The following is a 16,540-nucleotide window of genomic DNA, read 5'->3' on the forward strand; positions in this document are numbered from 1 at the left end:
GGCGCCGGCTCCTCCGAGGTCTGCGGACAGCTGCTGCACACGGTCGTCGGCCCCGGCGACGAGGTCGTCTTCGGCTGGCGTTCCTTCGAGGCGTACCCGATCCTCACCGCGGTCGCGGGCGGATCGGCGGTGAAGGTGCCCCTGCGTGATCACACTCTCGACCTCGACGCCATGGCTGCGGCGATCTCCGACCGGACCCGGCTGGTGTTCGTGTGCAACCCCAACAACCCCACCTCCACCGCGCTCGGCGAGCGGGACCTGCTCGACTTCGCCGACCGGGTGCCGCGGGACGTGATGATCGTCGTCGACGAGGCGTACCGGGAGTACGCCGATCCCGCCCTGGTCCCCGACGCCCTCGCGCTCCTCGGCGACCGGCCGAACGTGGTGGTATTGCGGACCTTCTCGAAGGCCTACGGCCTGGCGGGGCTGCGTGTCGGTTACTGCGTCGCGCCGCCCGATGTCGCCTCCCACGTGCGCAAGACCCAGGTGCCGTTCAGCGTCAGCGCCCTCGCCCAGCGGGCGGCCGTCGTCGCCCTCGGTGAATCCGGCGAGGTCGCCCGGCAGGCCGCGCTCACGGTCGCCGAACGAGACCGTGTCACCCGGCGGCTGCGTGCGCTGGGATTCGACGTCCCCGACTCCCAGTCCAACTTCGTGTGGCTGCCGCTCGCCGACGACAGCGCGGACTTCGCGGTGCACTGCCTCGCCGGGCGAGTGGTGGTCCGCCCGTTCTTCGGCGAGGGCGTCCGGGTGACGATCGGTCTGCCGGAGGAGAACGACGCCCTACTGGCACTCGCGGCGACCTGGAAAGGCTGAAGGCCATGCGCCCCAGCGCCTACGAACGGCACCGCGAACTGCTCCAGAGCGTCGTCGCCGCCCTCGCCGCCGGTGAACGCCGCCGCCCCTTCACCGAGGCGACCGGCCAGGACGCAGCGGACGCGGGGATGAGATCGACACGCACCGCCGGAAAGGTCTTCGACTCCCTGCTGGGACGGCCCTTCGACCTGGGGCAGCCCGGCGCACTCGGCAGTGTGCGCACGGAGTCGTCGCCGTACGGCATCGGCCTGGGCATCGCCTATCCACGCTGCGACCCGGCCGAGTTGGTCGCCGCGGCCGCACGGACCGCGGCCGGCTGGCGGGCCGCCGGGCCCTACCAGCGCGCAGGGCTCGCCGTGGAGATCCTGCGTCGGCTGAACACCCGCAGCCACGAGCTGGCCCTGGCGGTGCACCACACCACCGGCCAGCCGTTGCCGACCGCTCTTCGCGCCGCGGGGCCGCGCGCCCAGGACCGTGCTCTGGAGGCCGTCGCCCAGGCCTTCGCCGAGTCGGAACGCGTCCCGGCCGACCTGCCCCTGGAGAGTGCCGGACGACGCGGTCGACCACTGGCCCTGCGGGGCAGCTGCACCCTCGTGCCCCGGGGGGTGTCGCTGCTCGTCGGCTGTCCCGACTTCCCCCTCTGGAATGGGTTTCCCGGCCTGTTCGCCAGTCTGGTGACCGGCAATCCCGTCGTCGTGGCCCCCCACCCACGCTCGGTGCTGCCACTGGCGATCACGGTGCGGGTCGCCCGGCAGGTGCTCGTGGAGGCAGGTCACGACCCGGACGTCGTGACCCTGGCGGTGGCGGAACCGGAGCGGCAGGTGCACCGGCGGCTGGCCACGGACCCGGCGGTGCGCATCGTCGACTTCACCGGCTCGGCGCGCTTCGCGACCTGGCTGGAGCAACACGCCCGCCAGGCCGCCGTGTTCGCCGACCGGACCGGACTGAACACCGTGGTCGTGGACTCGACCGACGACTACCGGGGGCTGGTCCGCGGACTCGCCCTCTCCCTGTGCCTGTGCAACGGCACGGTGCGCACCACCCCGCAGAACATCCTGGTCCCCGACCAGGGTTTCGGGACCGACGAGGGCCGCAAGACCCTTCGGGACCTCGGGTCCGACCTCGCTGACGCCGTGGACCGCCTGCTCGGTCATCCCACACGCGTGGCGCGGGTACTGGGCGCGATCACCGCCGACGAGGTGCGTGACGCGCTGGCGGAGGCCGCACGGTACGGCCCGGTCCTGCACGCCTCCGCTCCGGTCGCCCACCCGGACCATCCGGGTGCCGACACGCGCAGCCCGCTGCTGGTGCGGCTGCGGGCCTCGGACGAGCCGGTCTACACACGGGAATGGCCCGGTCCGGTCTCCTTCCTGGTGGGGACCGATTCGACCTCGCACGCCCTGGCGCTTCTGCGCCGTACCGTGGCACGGCACGGCGCGATCTACGCCGCTGTGCACTCCACCGACCCACTGGTGCTGGCGGCCGCCGAGGCGGCCGCGCTGGACGCCGGGGTCGATCTGGTGGCGAACCTCAGCGACCTGCCCGCCGGCCCTTCCTCGGCGCTCGCCGAACTGCCGGGCGCCGGCGCCCACTTCGTCACCGGACGGTTTCGCGTACTGCGCTCCCGGTGGCACGCCCCGCCGGCGGCCTCCGCGTCCGCCGCGGCGGCGGAACAGTTCACGGTCCCCGGGCCGGCACCCGACGGCGTTGCCGTGCCCGACCCCGGCCTCGCCGTCGAGCTCATCGACGTATGAGCCGGCCTGTGCTCAGCCGGTCCAGGTGGCGCCGCGCCCGCGCACCTCGTCGAAGACGAGCCAGGTGCGGCTCGAGCGCACGCCCGGCACCGCCTGGATGTTCCCCAGCACGACCTGGCGAAGCGCGATGTTGTCCGGCGCGCGCACCAGCACCAGGACGTCGAAGTCGCCCGTGACCAGGGCGACATGTTCCACATACGGGATCTCACGCAGCTCGCGCGAGATGTCGCGCCAGGCGTTCTGGTCGATGCCCAGCATCACGTAGGCGCTCGTACCGAGGCCGGCCCGCTGCGCGTTCAGCTGTGCGGTGAAGCCCGTGATGACGTCCTCGGCCACCAGTCTGCCGATACGTGTGTAGGCGTTGGCCCTGGAGATGTGGACCTGCTCGGCGAGGGCCCGGACCGAGATCCGGCCGTCCTCGAGGAGCCGGCTGAGGATCTGCCGGTCGATGTCGTCGAGCGGGACGGCAGTTCGTCCGGCCGCCGCACCCGGCGGCGCGCTTTCCTCGGACACATTGCTCTCCTGTCTCGCTCAGTTCGGCATTTCATCGCCAGTTCGGCGGAGCTATTGAACACATATTCCGCGGTGGCGACCATTCTCCTGTCAAGTGTCCAGAGAAAGCGAGTGCCCTCCATGTCTGTGAAGAGCCTCCGCCAGACCGTCCAGGGCCTGCTGCCGTCGCTGACGCCGGTACGGTTCGTGGCCGAGGACGGCACAGCGGTCGCCAGACAGCCGGCCGACTACGCCGAGCCACCGGCCCAGGCCCTGCGCGAGGCCTACCGGCGGATGGTCCTGGGACGCCGGTTCGACACCCAGGCGACCGCCCTGACCAAGCAGGGCAGGCTCGCGGTCTACCCCTCCAGCCGAGGCCAGGAGGCCTGCCAGATCGGTGCCGTGCTCGCGCTGCGCCCCGACGACTGGCTGTTTCCCACCTACCGCGACTCGGTGGCCCTGGTCACCCGCGACATCGACCCCGTCGAGGTGCTGACGCTGCTGCGCGGCGACTGGCACTGCGGTTACGACCCCGCCGCCACCCGCGTCGCTCCGCAGTGCACCCCGCTGGCCACGCAGGTGCTGCACGCCACCGGTATGGCCGAGTCCCTGCGCCGCGCGGGCACCGGCGGCGTGGCGATGGCTCTCGTCGGTGACGGTGCCACCAGCGAGGGCGACTTCCACGAGGCGCTGAACTTCGCGGCCGTCTTCCGCGCGCCGGTCGTCTTCTTCGTCCAGAACAACAAGTACGCGATCTCCGTGCCGCTGGCCCGGCAGACCGCGGCACCCGCGCTCGCGTACAAGGGCATCGGCCACGGCGTGCGCTCCGAGCAGGTCGACGGCAACGACCTGGTCGCCGTGCTGGCGGTACTGACCACGGCGGTGGAGCACGCACGGGCCGGACACGGTCCCGTCCTGGTCGAGGCGCACACCTACCGCATGGACGCGCACACCAACGCCGACGACGCCACCCGCTACCGGGAGGACGACGAGGTCGAGCAGTGGCGGGCTGCCGACCCGGTCGACCGGCTGGAGGCGTACCTGCGATCGCGGGACGCGCTCACCGACGAGGACGTCGCCGCGCTGCGGGAGGAGGCCGAGGAACTGGCCGCGCGGGTGCGCGCGGGCATGAACGCGGACTCCGAGCTGGACCCGCTGGAGCTGTTCGACCACGTCTACGCCGAACCGACACCCCAACTGCACGAGCAGCGGGCCCAGTTGGCCGCCGAACTGGCGGCGGTCGACGCCTCCGGGCACGATCAGGAGGACTGAACCCCGATGACCAAGGTCACGATGGCGCAGGCGCTCAACACCGCCCTGCGCGACGCGCTGAGTGAGGACGAGCGGGTGCTCGTCTTCGGCGAGGACGTCGGTCCGCTCGGCGGGGTGTTCCGCATCACCGACGGCCTGACCCGCGACTTCGGGGAACAGCGCTGCTTCGACACCCCGCTGGCCGAGGCCGGCATCGTCGGGCTGGCGGTCGGCATGGCGATGGGCGGATTCCGGCCCGTGGTGGAGATGCAGTTCGACGCCTTCGCGTACCCGGCGTTCGAGCAGATCGCCTCCCACGTCGCCAAGCTGCGCAACCGCACCCGCGGACGGATCGGCCTGCCGATGGTGATCCGCATCCCGTACGCCGGCGGGATCGGGGGAGTGGAGCACCACTGCGACTCCAGTGAGGCCTACTACGCGCACACCCCCGGCCTGAAGGTCGTCACCCCAGCCACGGCCGAGGACGCGTACTGGCTGCTGCGCGACGCGGTGGCGGACCCCGACCCCGTGGTCTTCCTGGAGCCGAAGAAGCTGTACTGGTCGCGCGAGGACGCCGACCTGGAGACGCGGGAAGCGCCGCCCTTCGGCCGGGCGGCGGTACGGCGGGTGGGCCGCGACGCCACGCTGGTCGCCTACGGGCCGTCGGTCCCGGTGGCCCTGGCGGCGGCCGAGGCCGCCGCCGCCGACGGGATCGACCTCGAAGTGGTGGACCTGCGGACCCTGGTCCCCTTCGACGACGAGACCGTCACGGAGTCCGTCCGCAGGACCGGGCGCTGCGTGGTCGTGCAGGAGGCCCAGGGCTTCGCCGGAGTCGGCGCCGAGATCGCCGCGCGGGTCCAGGAGCGCTGCTTCCACTCCCTGGCCGCGCCGGTCCTACGGGTCTCCGGGTTCGACATCCCGTATCCGCCGCCGAAGCTGGAGCACGCCCACCTGCCCGGCGTCGACCGGATCCTCGACGCCGTCGACCGCCTGCAGTTCGCCGACGAGCCGGATGCCCGCCACCTGCTGAAGGGAGCGGTCGCATGAGCACCGCGACGTCGCGGGAGCAACTGTTCCGCCTGCCCGACCTCGGCGAGGGACTGACCGAGGCGGAGATCATCGACTGGAAGGTCGCCGTCGGCGACACGGTGACGATCGACCAGATCGTGGTCGAGGTGGAGACCGCCAAGGCCGCGGTCGAGGTGCCGGTGCCCTACGCGGGCACCGTGCTGCGGCTGCACGCCGAGGCGGGCACCGCGCTGGGGGTGGGCGAACCGCTGATCACTGTGGGGGCCGGTGCCTCCGCCGGGGGAGAAGACACCGGCTCACGCCCGAGCGAGGTGGCCGCCGAGCGGTACCGCGAGGAGGAGCAGGCCGGATCCGGCAACGTGCTGATCGGCTACGGCACCGGCCGTGAACCGGCGCCCCGCCGTCGCCGCCGACGCGCGGCCACGACGTCCGCGGGCGGCCCCGAGACCACCGCGGTGCCGCCGGTCGAGCCGCACGCCCCCCGGGTCATCTCACCCCTGGTACGGAGAATGGCCCGGGACAACGGAATCGATCTCACCGCCCTGCGGCCTTCCGGTCCCGCCGGAGTCGTCCTGCGGCGCGACGTGGAGCAGGCCCTCGCCCAGGGCGCCCGCAGCCCGAGGGAAGCCGCCCCCCGCACGGAGCCCGTCGCGAACGGTCTCGTGCGCATCCCCCTGCGCGGTGTCCGCCGGGCCGTGGCCGACAAGCTCTCGCGCAGCCGGGCCGAGATCCCCGACGCCACCACCTGGGTCGACGTGGACGCCACCGGACTGCTCCAGGCCAAGAAGGTCTTGGAGGCCGCCGAACCCGGCCGTCGTGTCGGGCTGCTGGCACTGCTGGCCCGCGTCTGTGTCGCCGGTCTGCGCCGCTACCCCGAGTTGAACTCCGCGGTCGACACCGAACAGCGCGAGATCCTGCGCTTCGACGAAGTGCACCTCGGCTTCGCCGCCCAGACCGAACGCGGACTCGTCGTCCCGGTCGTCCGTGACGCCCACCGGCTGACGACCGTACAACTGGCCGCCGAACTGGCGCGGCTGACCGCTCTCGCCCGCGACGGCAACCTGCCGCCCGACCGGCTGACCGGCGGGACCTTCACCCTCAACAACTACGGCGTGTTCGGCGTCGACGGTTCGACGCCCATCATCAACCATCCGGAGGCGGCGCTCCTCGGCGTGGGCCGCATCGTCGACAAACCCTGGGTGGTGGACGGCGCGCTCGCCGTACGCAAGGTCACGCAGCTCTCGCTCAGCTTCGACCACCGGGTCTGCGACGGCGGCGTGGCCGGCGGCTTCCTGCGCTTCGTCGCCGACTGCGTGGAGCGCCCGGCGATCCTGCTCGCCGACGTCTGATCCGGCCCGTCTTCTCTTCCCCTCCGCTCGGGCCCACCGCGCCCATCCACCTACCGAACGTTCGGCCTGGAGTCTCATGTCCACCGACCAGCACCCCGACTTCTTCGCCCGCCATGTGGAGCTCCTCCACCAGGCGGTGGAACGCACCACCGACCGCGGCTACTGGACGCCCTATCCGGAAACCCCCAGCGCCTCCGCGTACGGAGCCGGAGCCCCCGAACGCGGAGAGGTCGCTTTCCGCGACCTCCTCGACCGCCGCTTCGCGCTCGACGGGCACCCGGCCACCGGCACCGTCCCGGCCGCCGAAGTCTCGCCCTACGGCTTTCCCCTCGGCGTCAGTTACCCCCATCTGGTGCCCGAGGTGGCCGTGGCCACCGCCAAGGCGGCGGGCGCGGCCTGGCGTGCCGCCAGCGCCGATGCCCGCGCCGGAGTCGCGGCCGAGATCCTGGCCCGCCTGAACACCGCGAGCTTCGAGATCGCCCACGCCGTCCAGCACACCACCGGCCAGCCCTTCGTGATGGCCTTCCAGGCGGGCGGCCCGCACGCCCAGGACCGCGGGCTGGAAGCAGTGGCCTACGCCTGGGAGGCACAGCGGCGCCATCCGGCCACCGCGCACTGGAGCAAGCCCCGGCGTCGCGGCGGACCGCTGGTCATGGAGAAGTCCTACACCCCGGTCGGCCGCGGTGTGGCGGTGCTCATCGCCTGCAACACCTTCCCCACCTGGAACGGATATCCGGGATTCTTCGCGAGCCTGGTCACCGGCAACCCGGTGGTCGTCAAGCCGCACCGGCGGGCCGTGCTGCCGCTGGCGATCACCGTGCGGATCGCCCGCGACGTGCTGGCGGAGGCCGGTTTCGACCCCGACGTGGTCCTGCTGGCCGCCTCGGGCCCCGAGGAGCGCACGGCTCCCGCCCTGGCCACCCACCCCGATGTGCGGATCGTGGACTTCACCGGTTCCAGCGATTTCGGCGACTGGCTGGAGGCCCACGCCCGTCAGGCCGTCGTGCACACGGAGAAGGCGGGGCTGAACACCGTCGTCGTGGACTCCACGAACGACTACGCCGGACTGCTGCGCAACCTCGCCTTCTCGCTGGCGCTCTACAGCGGCCAGATGTGCACCACCCCGCAGAACATCCTGGTGCCCCGCGACGGTTTCCCCACCGACCAAGGGACGCGTACGGCCGACGAGTTCGCCGCCGATCTGGGCTCCGCGCTGGACGACCTGCTCGCCGACCCGGCCCGCGCGGCCGCCACCCTCGGAGCCATCGCGAACGGCGGAGTCCTCGCCCGCCTGGAGGAGGCGGCGGCCCTGGACCGTACCGCCCATCCCTCCCGGGCCGTGGTGCACCCCGACCACCCGGACGCAGTCGTCCGCACCCCGCTGCTGGCCCGGCTCGACGCGGAGGCCGACATGAAGACCTGCACGAGCGAGTGGTTCGGGCCCATCTCCTTCGTCATCGCCACCGACGACACCGCACACTCCCTGCGCGTCCTGCACGAGACCGTACGACGCCACGGCGCCCTCACCGCCTGCGTGTACGCGACCGACGAGGGCGTACTGACGGCGACGCGTGCGACGGCCCTGGAAGCCGGGGTGCACCTGTCGGAGAACCTGACCCGGGACGTCTTCCCCAACCAGTCCGCGGCCTTCAGCGACTTCCACGGCACCTCGGCCAACCCCGCCGCCAACGCGACGCTCACCGACCCGGCGTTCGTCCACGGCCGGTTCTCGGTCCTCCAGTCCCGCCGTCACGCAACCGCAGAGGAGCACGACCATGTCTGACGAGGTCTATCTGATCGACGGCGCCCGCACCCCGCTGGGACGCCACCGCGGTGCCCTGGCCTCCATACGCCCCGACGACCTGGCCGCCCTGGTCGTCGGCGAGGCGGTGCGGCGCTCCGGCACCCCGGCCGAAGCCGTCGACGAGGTGATCCTCGGCGCCGCCAACCAGGCCGGCGAGGACAACCGCAACGTGGCGCGGATGGCGGCACTGCTGGCAGGTCTGCCGCACCACGTGCCCGGATACACCGTCAACCGGCTGTGCGCGTCCGGCCTGACGGCCGTGGCGTCCGCCGCCCAGACGATACGGGCGGGCGAGGCCGACCTGGTCGTGGCGGGCGGAGTGGAGTCGATGACCCGCGCCCCCTGGGTGATGGCCAAGCCGGGCACACCCTGGGCCCGGCCGACCGAAATGCACGACACCCCCCTCGGCTGGCGCTTCACCAACCCGCGCTTCCCCGCCGAGACCACCCTGTCGATGGGCGAGACCGCCGAGGAACTCGCCGCCCTGGACGGCATCACACGCCTGGAGGCGGACGCCTACGCCCTGCGCAGCCACCGGCGGGTACAGGCCGCCGGGCGAGCCGGCCGCCTGGACCAGGAGATCGTCCCGGTACCGGTGAAGGACGGGGAGGTGACCCAGGACGAGGGACCTCGGCCGGACACCACGCTGGAGAAACTCGGCGCGCTGCGCACCTCCTTCCGCCGCGAGGGAATCGTCACCGCGGGCAACTCCTCGCCGCTGTCGGACGGGGCAGCGGCCCTGGTGGTGGCGAGCGGGGCGGCGGTCGAACGGTACGGGCTGACTCCCCGCGCCCGTGTCGTCACCGCCGCCTCGGCCGGGGTCGAGCCCCGCCTCATGGGACTCGGCCCCGTGCCGGCCACCGCGCTGGCACTGGACCGGGCGGGCTGGAGCGTCGACGACCTGGACACGGTCGAACTCAACGAGGCGTTCGCCTCCCAGGCACTGTCGGTCATCCGCAGGCTGAAGCTGGACGAGGACCGCGTCAACGCCGACGGCGGCGCCATCGCCCTCGGCCACCCGCTGGGCTGCTCCGGCGCACGCATCGTGCTCACCCTGCTCGGCCGGATGGAACGCGAGAACGGCCACCGGGGCCTGGCGACCATGTGCGTGGGCGTCGGGATGGGCGTGTCGATGCTGCTGGAGCGCGTATGAGCACGACCGCCGACACCTCGTACGAGACCCTGCTCGTCGAACGGCGGGCGGACCGGCTCGTCGTCACCCTGCACCGCCCCGAGGCCCGCAACGCCGTCAACGGCCGCATGGTCGCCGAACTGCACCGTGTGTGCCAGGAGTTGGAGCACGACCCCAAGCTGCTCCTGCTCACCGGGCACGGCGGGGTGTTCGCCGGCGGCGCCGACATCGCCGAACTGCGCGAGCGCGGCAGGCAAGAGGCGCTGCGGGGCATCAACAGCCGCCTCTTCGAGCGGATCCGCAGACTGCCCATGCCCACGGTGGCGGCCGTGTCCGGCTGGGCGCTCGGCGGCGGCGCCGAACTGGCGTACGCCTGCGACCTGCGCATCGCCGGCCCCGACGCGGTCTTCGGCAACCCCGAGCCCGGCCTGGGCATCCTCGCCGCCGCCGGCGCGTGCTGGCGACTGCGGGAACTGGTCGGCGAATCGGTGGCCAAACAGGTCCTGCTCGCCGGCCGCACCCTCGACGCGCCGGCCGCGCTCACCTGCGGACTGCTCATGGACGTCGTACCCACGGACCGGCTGATCGTCGAGGCACACGCCCTGCTCGACCGCATGGCCCGCTCCTCGGCCCTGGCCCTGCGGCTCACCAAGCTCGTCACCGACGCCCCGGGAGCCCACCCCGTGGCCGACGACCTCGCCCAGGCCGTGCTGTTCGAAGGCAGCGACAAGAAGGAGCGCATGACGCGCTTCCTGGACGAGAAGGGAGGCCGGGCATGACCTCGGCATCCGCACCGCCCGCCGTCGTGGGGGTGATCGGCGGCGGCCGGATGGGCGCCGGTATCGCCCAGTCCTTCGCGGCCGTCGGATCGTCCGTGACGGTCGTGGAACACGACGCCGCGGCCGCGGCCACCGCCCACGACAGGATCGCCGCCGGGCTGCGGCTGGCCGCCGAGCGCGGGGGGCTCGACGGAACCGCGGCCCGCGCGGCGGCCGCCCGGGTCACCGCCGTGACCTCGGTCGCCGAACTGCCCCATGACATGCAGCTCGTCATCGAGGCGGTGCCCGAGGACACGGTCCTCAAGGCCGGCCTGCTCGCCGCCACCGAACAGGTCGTGACGGCGGAGTGCGTACTGGCCAGCAACACCAGCTCCCTGCCGGTGACCGAACTGGCCGCGGCCCTGAAGCGTCCGGCGCGGTTCCTGGGAATGCACTTCTTCAACCCCGTGCCCGTCTCCACGCTCGTCGAACTGGTCACCGCTCCCGACACCAGCGACGAAACCCTGACCGCGGCGATCGGCTGGACCCGCGCCCTCGGCAAACAGGAGATCGTCGTCAACGACTCACCCGGCTTCGCCAGCAGCCGGCTCGGTCTCGCGCTCGGTCTCGAGGCGATCCGCATGGTCGAGGAGGGTGTCGCCGACCCGGCGGCCATCGACACGGCCATGCGCCTCGGCTACCGGCACCCGATGGGGCCGCTGCGCCTGACCGACGTGGTGGGCCTCGACGTACGCCTCGCCATCGCCGAACACCTGCACACCACCCTCGGACAGCGGTTCGCGCCGCCCCGGCTGCTGCGCGAGAAGGTCGCCCGCGGAGAACTGGGCCGCAAGACCGGTCAGGGGTTCTACTCATGGCACTGAACGACAGCCCCTCCGTCCCCGCCCGGGAAGGCCAAGGGGAGGACCGCGAGGCGTACGGGGTGGCCTACGACGTCACCGGAGCCGTGGCCGTCGTCGAACTGCGCGGCCTCACGGCTGGCAACGCGCTCGACGCGCACCTGCGCAGCGCACTGCTCACCGCAGCCCGCCGCTTGACCACGGATGCCGCCCGCGGAGTGAGGGCGGCGCTCATCACAGCCCGCGGCAAGAACTTCAGCGTCGGACAGGACCTCACCGAACACGCCCGGCTGCTGAAGAGCTCGCCCACCCGGGCGTTCGCGAACCTTCCCAACGACTACAACCCATTGATGAAGGAGCTGAACGCGCTGCCGATCCCGCTCGTCGCGGCCGTCGAGGGCAACTGCGTCGGAGCCGGACTCGGCATCGCGCTCTGCGCCGACCTGCGCGTCGCCGCCGAGAGCGCACGCTTCGCCACCGCCTTCACCGGCCTGGCCCTGGCCTCCGACTCCGGGGTAGCCCGCGCCCTCGCCCGACAGCTCGGCCCCTCACGCACCGCCGCACTCATGCTCCTCAACGAGCCCTTCTCCGCCCGGGACGCCGAACGCTGGGGTCTCGTCCAACGCGTCGTACCCGACGGCACCGCCACGGCCGAGGGGCTGGCCCTGGCGCGCTCCCTGGCCTGCGGGCCCACCGCCGCCCACCGGGAGATCAAGGCACTGCTCCGAGGCGCCGCCACCACCCCGCTGCCCGCCGCACTGGAACGCGAGGCCGTGATCCAACGGCGCCTCGGCGCCACCGAAGACCACCAGGAAGCCGTAGCGGCCTTCCTCGAGCGCCGTGGCCCCGCCTTCCGCGGCCACTGACCCACCCACCTACCCAGTACGACGGGACGGACCCACCATGAACAACCCCACGGGCACACCCCCCGGGGCCCCAAGCCCCGAGTCGGCCTTCCAGGACACCATCGACCGGGATCACCGCATCGAACCCCGCGACTGGATGCCCGACGGCTACCGCGCCACGCTCATCCGGCAGATCGCCCAGCACGCCCACTCCGAGATCATCGGCATGCAGCCGGAGGGAGAGTGGATCACCAGGGCCCCCTCGCTGCGCCGCAAGGCGATCCTGTTCGCCAAGGTGCAGGACGAGGCCGGGCACGGGCTGTACCTCTACTCGGCGGCCGAGACCCTCGGCGCCGACCGCACCGAGCTGACCGAGCGGCTGGTCGAAGGCCGTCAGAAGTACTCCTCCATCTTCAACTACCCCACCCGCACCTTCGCGGACGTCGGCGTGATCGGCTGGTTCGTGGACGGCGCGGCCATCTGCAACCAGGTGCCCCTCTGCCGCACCTCCTACGGCCCCTACGGTCGCGCGATGGTGCGCATCTGCAAGGAGGAGTCCTTCCACCAACGGCAGGGCTACGAACTGCTGATGACCATGATGCGGGGCACCGACGAGCAACGGGCCATGGTGCAGGACGCCGTCGACCGCTGGTGGTGGCCGTCCCTGATGATGTTCGGGCCGCCCGACGACGACTCTCCCAACTCCATGCGGTCCATGGCCTGGAAGATCAAGCGGCACTCCAACGACGAACTGCGCCAGCGCTTCGTCGACATGACGGTCCCGCAGGCCGAGAAGCTGGGCGTCACCCTGCCCGACCCGGAACTGAAGTGGAACGAGGAGCGCGGCCGCCACGACTTCGGCACTCCCGACTGGACGGAGCTGCACCGCGTGATCGCCGGCGACGGGCCGTGCAACGACGAACGGATCGCACGACGCAGGGCCGCGCACGAGGAAGGCGCCTGGGTACGGGACGCAGCCGCCGCCTACGCCGCCAAGCAGGCCGTCCGGGTGCGCGAAGGAGCGGCGGCATGAGCGAGACCACCGGCACCGACGCCCGATCCGCGGACCGCATGCGGCGGGAGTGGCCGCTGTACGAGATCTTCGTCCGTGGCAAGCGCGGCCTCAACCACGTCCACGTCGGCTCCCTGCGCGCGGCCGACGACGACATGGCCCTCCTCCACGCCCGCGACCTGTACACACGACGCAGCGAGGGCGTGAGCATCTGGGCGGTGCGCTCCGACACCATCGCCGCCTCCGCCCCTGACGAGAAGGACGCCTTCTTCGCCCCCAGCGGCGACAAGGTCTACCGCCACCCCACCTTCTACGCCATCCCCGACGACGTCCCCCACATCTAGGAACAGCGCATGAGCGACGAGGACCTGCACACATCCCACGACGACACACGGTGGGCGTTCGGCACCGGATTCACCGACCCGCTGCACGGCATGGACCAGGCCGTGCCCGACGGCGTCGACGCGGGAGCCCTGGCGGCCTGCTGCCTAGCGCTGGCCGACGACGCCCTGGTGTCCGCCCAGCGGCTCGCCGAATGGTGCACCCGCGCACCCGAACTGGAGGAGGAACTGGCCCTGGCCAACATCGGACTGGACCTGCTGGGTCAGGCCCGCCTGCTGTACGCGAGGACCGGCCGCGCCGACGGCACGGGCCGCGGTGAGGACGCCTACGCGTACTTCCGTGACGCGGCGGACTTCCGCAACGTACGACTCGCCGAACTGCCCGGCGGCGACTTCGCGTTCACCATCACCCGGCTACTGGTCATGTCCACCTGGCGGCTGGACCTCTTCGAGACCCTCACCACCGCGCCCGACCCGGTCCTGGCAGCCATCGCCGCCAAGAGTGCCAAGGAACTGGCCTACCACCGCCGTTACGCCGCCGAGTGGACGGCGCGGCTCGGTGACGGCACCACGGAGTCCCGTCGACGCGTGGAAGCGGCCCTGTGCGCCATCACTCCCTGGCTGCCAGAACTGCTGACCGACCCCGTCGCGGCTCCTCTCGGCGCGGCTCCCGCCGCCGTCGCACACCGGACCTGGTCGGAACTCGCCGAAGTGCTCCGGTCTGCCGGACTGAGCCACGCCGGGGCCGGCTTTCGCGATGCGGAGCCCGTCGACGCCCTCGCCGGCTCCGGCCGGGACGGCGTCGATGCGGAGCCCGTCGACGCCCTCGCCGGCTCCGGCCGGGACGGCGTCCACACCGACCACCTGGCACCCCTCCTCACCGAGCTGCAGAGCGTCGCCCGCGCCCACCCGAGCGCGACATGGTGACGCCCTCGGAACGCGCATGGCGCACCGCCCGCGAGGTTCCCGACCCCGAGCTGCCGATGCTGACGCTCTCCGACCTCGGAGTACTGCGCGACGTCGAGGTGGCACAGGACGGCACGGTCGTCGCCCGTCTCACGCCGACGTACTCGGGCTGCCCGGCCATGCCCGAGATGCGCGCGGAGCTCGCCGCCCGGCTGCGAGCGGCCGGCTTTCCCGAGGTCGAGATCGTCACGGTGCTGGACCCACCGTGGACCACCGACTGGATCAGTGCCGAGGGCCGCCGGAAACTCGCCGAGCACGGCATAGCGCCACCGGCGACACGCCGGGCCCCCCACCGCCCCGCACAACCTGTCGGGCTGCCCACGCCCCGCTTCCACCACCCCGCACCGACGGCCGTGCCCTGCCCACGCTGCGCCTCGCCCGACACCGAGGAGATCTCCCACTTCGGCTCCACCGCCTGCAAGGCACTACGGCGATGTCACGCCTGCCTGGAGCCGTTCGAGCACGTGAAGGACCTCTGTTGACTTCAGTGAAGTCGCTCCGCGTGTACTCGACCGACGCCCTCGAAGGCCGGCTCCCCGGACTTCTTCCACTGCGTCAGCGCGGCCGACGACTGCACGCAGGAGGCACGACGCTGCTCTTCGTACCACGCGTGCGTGCGCTCCTCCATCGCCTTGTCTTGTACACCAGGCGTACGCAGTCGAACAGACGCGACAGCTCCGCTGCCTGCTCGCCGGCGGGGTAGTAACGGTACTTGAACGCCCTCTTGACCTGCCACGCCATACCTGACGTTGTATCAGATTCGGTGTGAGCAACAGGGGTTGGCCGGTGGATGGTGCACTCCGGTCCGGCCTGGCGGCGAACCGGCTCTTCTTGCCCTGCTCCGCAGGTGCTTCGTTTCTCCCCGGCCTGAAGACCGGGGCATCCACGAAGGACAAACCCTATGACTCACCCCGCAATCACCGCTGTGCCACGGGCCCGTCGCCGTCCCGCCTTTCACGCCCTGCGCGTCGCCGCCGTCGAGCAGCTCTGTGCCGACGCCGCCGCCCTCACCTTCGAGATCCCCGACCGGCTGGCGGAGGAATTCGCTTTCCTCCCCGGACAGTGCCTCACCCTGCGTCGCGAGTTCGACGGCCGCGACGAGCGGCGCTCGTACTCCATCTGTTCACCGGCGGGGACACCGCCCCGCATCGGTGTGCGCGCCGTTCCCGGCGGGTTGTTCTCCTCCTGGCTCGTCCACGGAATACGCCCGGGAGACACCCTGCACGTGATGGGTCCGACCGGCGCCTTCACTCCCGACCTGGGCGACACCGGCCGTCTCGGCCACCATGTGCTGGTCGCCGCCGGATCCGGCATCACGCCGATGCTCTCCATCGCCGCGTCCGTCCTCGGCGCGGACGACACCTCGCGTGTCACCCTGCTGTACGGCAACCGGCGCACCGGCTCGGTGATGTTCGCGGACGAACTCGCCGACCTCAAGGACCGGTATCCGTCCCGCTTCCATCTCGTCCACGTGCTCTCCCGTGAACCGCGCGAGGCGGACATGCTCTCGGGACGGCTGGACGCCGGGCGGCTCGCCGCGCTGCTCGACGGTCTCATCGACGCACGGGACGCCGACCACTGGTGGCTGTGCGGCCCGCACGGCATGGTCCGCGACGCCCGTGCCGTCCTCTCGGGACTGGGGGTGCCGGCTGACCGCGTCCACCAGGAACTGTTCCATGCCGACGAGGAACCTCCCGCTCGGGCCACGGCCGATCACGACGGCGCGCCGGACGACCGGCCGACGAGCGAGGTCACCGTCCTTCTGAACGGGAGAGCCACGACGTTCTCCGCCTCGCGCCGGCACAGCGTTCTCGACGGCGCCCAAAAGGTCCGCCCCGACCTGCCCTTCGCGTGCAAGGGCGGAGTCTGCGGCACCTGCCGTGCTCTCGTCACCGACGGCCGTGCCGACATGCGCCGCAACTACGCGCTGGAACCGGCGGAGGTCTCCGCGGGCTACGTCCTCACCTGCCAGAGTTTCGCCGCCTCCGACACCCTGACGGTCGACTTCGACAGCTGAGGTGCGCCGCCCGCCGCTCGCCGGGACGCAGCCGTCGGCGGGATGTCCCGGCCGTGAGAGAGGAGCACCTGTGAGGTCTGCCGACGTCCCGCGCCTGTCCTGTGACGTCCACCTCGA

The 16,540-nt window shown here is 72.1% G+C and carries 16 protein-coding genes and 1 pseudogene; 15 read left to right on the forward strand and 2 right to left on the reverse strand.

The genetic code is table 11. From position 1 onward, the window contains the following. On the forward strand, nt 1-813 hold an 813-nt coding region (locus ACWC09_RS37165; protein ID WP_450855452.1), incomplete at its 5' end, for a histidinol-phosphate transaminase. A 5-nt stretch (nt 814-818) separates the two neighbouring features. Continuing rightward, nucleotides 819-2,567, forward strand: a complete 1,749-nt coding sequence (locus ACWC09_RS37170) for an aldehyde dehydrogenase family protein (protein WP_450855453.1) — start codon at nt 819-821, stop codon at nt 2,565-2,567. Nucleotides 2,568-2,579: 12 nt separating this feature from the next. Here ACWC09_RS37170 and ACWC09_RS37175 read toward each other — a convergent pair whose 3' ends face one another. Further along, nucleotides 2,580-3,080: an Lrp/AsnC family transcriptional regulator gene (locus ACWC09_RS37175; protein ID WP_450855454.1), complete on the reverse strand. Its 501-nt coding sequence runs from the start codon at nt 3,078-3,080 to the stop codon at nt 2,580-2,582. Between the two features lie 120 nt (nt 3,081-3,200). Between ACWC09_RS37175 and pdhA the strand changes: the two genes are divergently transcribed. From pdhA to paaD, 12 genes are all read left to right on the forward strand, one after another. After that, complete coding sequence (pdhA, locus tag ACWC09_RS37180; protein WP_450855455.1) at nt 3,201-4,331, forward strand: pyruvate dehydrogenase (acetyl-transferring) E1 component subunit alpha; 1,131 nt, start codon at nt 3,201-3,203, stop codon at nt 4,329-4,331. Nucleotides 4,332-4,337: 6 nt separating this feature from the next. Beyond that, nucleotides 4,338-5,357, forward strand: a complete 1,020-nt coding sequence (locus ACWC09_RS37185) for an alpha-ketoacid dehydrogenase subunit beta (RefSeq protein ID WP_450855456.1) — start codon at nt 4,338-4,340, stop codon at nt 5,355-5,357. Continuing rightward, nucleotides 5,354-6,688 (forward strand): dihydrolipoamide acetyltransferase family protein, encoded by a 1,335-nt coding sequence (locus ACWC09_RS37190; protein ID WP_450855457.1) that lies wholly within the window; start codon nt 5,354-5,356, stop codon nt 6,686-6,688. Before ACWC09_RS37185 ends, ACWC09_RS37190 begins: the two co-directional genes overlap by 4 nt. Before the next feature lie 76 nt (nt 6,689-6,764). After that, a complete protein-coding gene (gene paaN, locus ACWC09_RS37195) occupies nt 6,765-8,471 on the forward strand; it encodes a phenylacetic acid degradation protein PaaN (protein WP_450855458.1) in 1,707 nt (568 codons plus the stop codon). Further along, entirely contained in the window at nt 8,464-9,645 is a 1,182-nt protein-coding gene (locus tag ACWC09_RS37200; RefSeq protein WP_450855459.1) for a thiolase family protein, read from the forward strand. The genes paaN and ACWC09_RS37200 overlap by 8 nt, the downstream gene beginning before the upstream one ends. After that, nucleotides 9,642-10,403, forward strand: a complete 762-nt coding sequence (locus ACWC09_RS37205; RefSeq protein WP_450855460.1) for an enoyl-CoA hydratase/isomerase family protein — start codon at nt 9,642-9,644, stop codon at nt 10,401-10,403. The genes ACWC09_RS37200 and ACWC09_RS37205 overlap by 4 nt, the downstream gene beginning before the upstream one ends. Continuing rightward, nucleotides 10,400-11,266 carry a 3-hydroxyacyl-CoA dehydrogenase family protein gene (locus tag ACWC09_RS37210; RefSeq protein ID WP_450855461.1) on the forward strand — a complete coding sequence of 289 codons (867 nt, stop codon included), beginning with the start codon at nt 10,400-10,402 and terminating at the stop codon, nt 11,264-11,266. Before ACWC09_RS37205 ends, ACWC09_RS37210 begins: the two co-directional genes overlap by 4 nt. Continuing rightward, complete coding sequence (locus ACWC09_RS37215; RefSeq protein ID WP_450855462.1) at nt 11,257-12,108, forward strand: enoyl-CoA hydratase/isomerase family protein; 852 nt, start codon at nt 11,257-11,259, stop codon at nt 12,106-12,108. The genes ACWC09_RS37210 and ACWC09_RS37215 overlap by 10 nt, the downstream gene beginning before the upstream one ends. A gap of 37 nt (nt 12,109-12,145) precedes the next feature. Further along, nucleotides 12,146-13,120, forward strand: a complete 975-nt coding sequence (gene paaA / locus ACWC09_RS37220) for a 1,2-phenylacetyl-CoA epoxidase subunit PaaA (protein ID WP_450855463.1) — start codon at nt 12,146-12,148, stop codon at nt 13,118-13,120. Between the two features lie 38 nt (nt 13,121-13,158). Then, nucleotides 13,159-13,443: a 1,2-phenylacetyl-CoA epoxidase subunit PaaB gene (gene paaB / locus ACWC09_RS37225; RefSeq protein WP_450855504.1), complete on the forward strand. Its 285-nt coding sequence runs from the start codon at nt 13,159-13,161 to the stop codon at nt 13,441-13,443. 9 nt (nt 13,444-13,452) lie between these two features. Continuing rightward, nucleotides 13,453-14,367: a 1,2-phenylacetyl-CoA epoxidase subunit PaaC gene (paaC, locus tag ACWC09_RS37230; protein WP_450855464.1), complete on the forward strand. Its 915-nt coding sequence runs from the start codon at nt 13,453-13,455 to the stop codon at nt 14,365-14,367. Beyond that, complete coding sequence (paaD, locus tag ACWC09_RS37235) at nt 14,361-14,888, forward strand: 1,2-phenylacetyl-CoA epoxidase subunit PaaD (RefSeq protein ID WP_450855465.1); 528 nt, start codon at nt 14,361-14,363, stop codon at nt 14,886-14,888. The genes paaC and paaD overlap by 7 nt, the downstream gene beginning before the upstream one ends. A gap of 41 nt (nt 14,889-14,929) precedes the next feature. Here the strand turns inward: paaD and ACWC09_RS37240 are convergent. Then, nucleotides 14,930-15,147, reverse strand: a pseudogene (locus tag ACWC09_RS37240) (helix-turn-helix domain-containing protein); the annotation flags it as partial. A gap of 160 nt (nt 15,148-15,307) precedes the next feature. Between ACWC09_RS37240 and paaE the strand changes: the two are divergent. Next, the gene (gene paaE, locus ACWC09_RS37245; protein WP_450855466.1) at nt 15,308-16,423 is read left to right on the forward strand and encodes a 1,2-phenylacetyl-CoA epoxidase subunit PaaE; all 1,116 of its coding nucleotides are present in this window, start codon (nt 15,308-15,310) and stop codon (nt 16,421-16,423) included. The last annotated feature ends 117 nt before the right edge of the window (nt 16,424-16,540 follow it).

It is taken from the genome of Streptomyces sp. NPDC001617 (assembly GCF_053596855.1).

Coding starts and splice junctions, on each gene's coding strand:
- ACWC09_RS37170 (WP_450855453.1), top strand. CDS start 819: ATGCGCCCCAGCGCCTACGAACGGCACCGCGAACTGCTCCAGAGCGTC.
- pdhA (WP_450855455.1), top strand. CDS start 3,201: ATGTCTGTGAAGAGCCTCCGCCAGACCGTCCAGGGCCTGCTGCCGTCG.
- ACWC09_RS37185 (WP_450855456.1), top strand. CDS start 4,338: ATGACCAAGGTCACGATGGCGCAGGCGCTCAACACCGCCCTGCGCGAC.
- ACWC09_RS37190 (WP_450855457.1), top strand. CDS start 5,354: ATGAGCACCGCGACGTCGCGGGAGCAACTGTTCCGCCTGCCCGACCTC.
- paaN (WP_450855458.1), top strand. CDS start 6,765: ATGTCCACCGACCAGCACCCCGACTTCTTCGCCCGCCATGTGGAGCTC.
- ACWC09_RS37200 (WP_450855459.1), top strand. CDS start 8,464: ATGTCTGACGAGGTCTATCTGATCGACGGCGCCCGCACCCCGCTGGGA.
- ACWC09_RS37205 (WP_450855460.1), top strand. CDS start 9,642: ATGAGCACGACCGCCGACACCTCGTACGAGACCCTGCTCGTCGAACGG.
- ACWC09_RS37210 (WP_450855461.1), top strand. CDS start 10,400: ATGACCTCGGCATCCGCACCGCCCGCCGTCGTGGGGGTGATCGGCGGC.
- ACWC09_RS37215 (WP_450855462.1), top strand. CDS start 11,257: ATGGCACTGAACGACAGCCCCTCCGTCCCCGCCCGGGAAGGCCAAGGG.
- paaA (WP_450855463.1), top strand. CDS start 12,146: ATGAACAACCCCACGGGCACACCCCCCGGGGCCCCAAGCCCCGAGTCG.
- paaB (WP_450855504.1), top strand. CDS start 13,159: ATGCGGCGGGAGTGGCCGCTGTACGAGATCTTCGTCCGTGGCAAGCGC.
- paaC (WP_450855464.1), top strand. CDS start 13,453: ATGAGCGACGAGGACCTGCACACATCCCACGACGACACACGGTGGGCG.
- paaD (WP_450855465.1), top strand. CDS start 14,361: ATGGTGACGCCCTCGGAACGCGCATGGCGCACCGCCCGCGAGGTTCCC.
- paaE (WP_450855466.1), top strand. CDS start 15,308: ATGACTCACCCCGCAATCACCGCTGTGCCACGGGCCCGTCGCCGTCCC.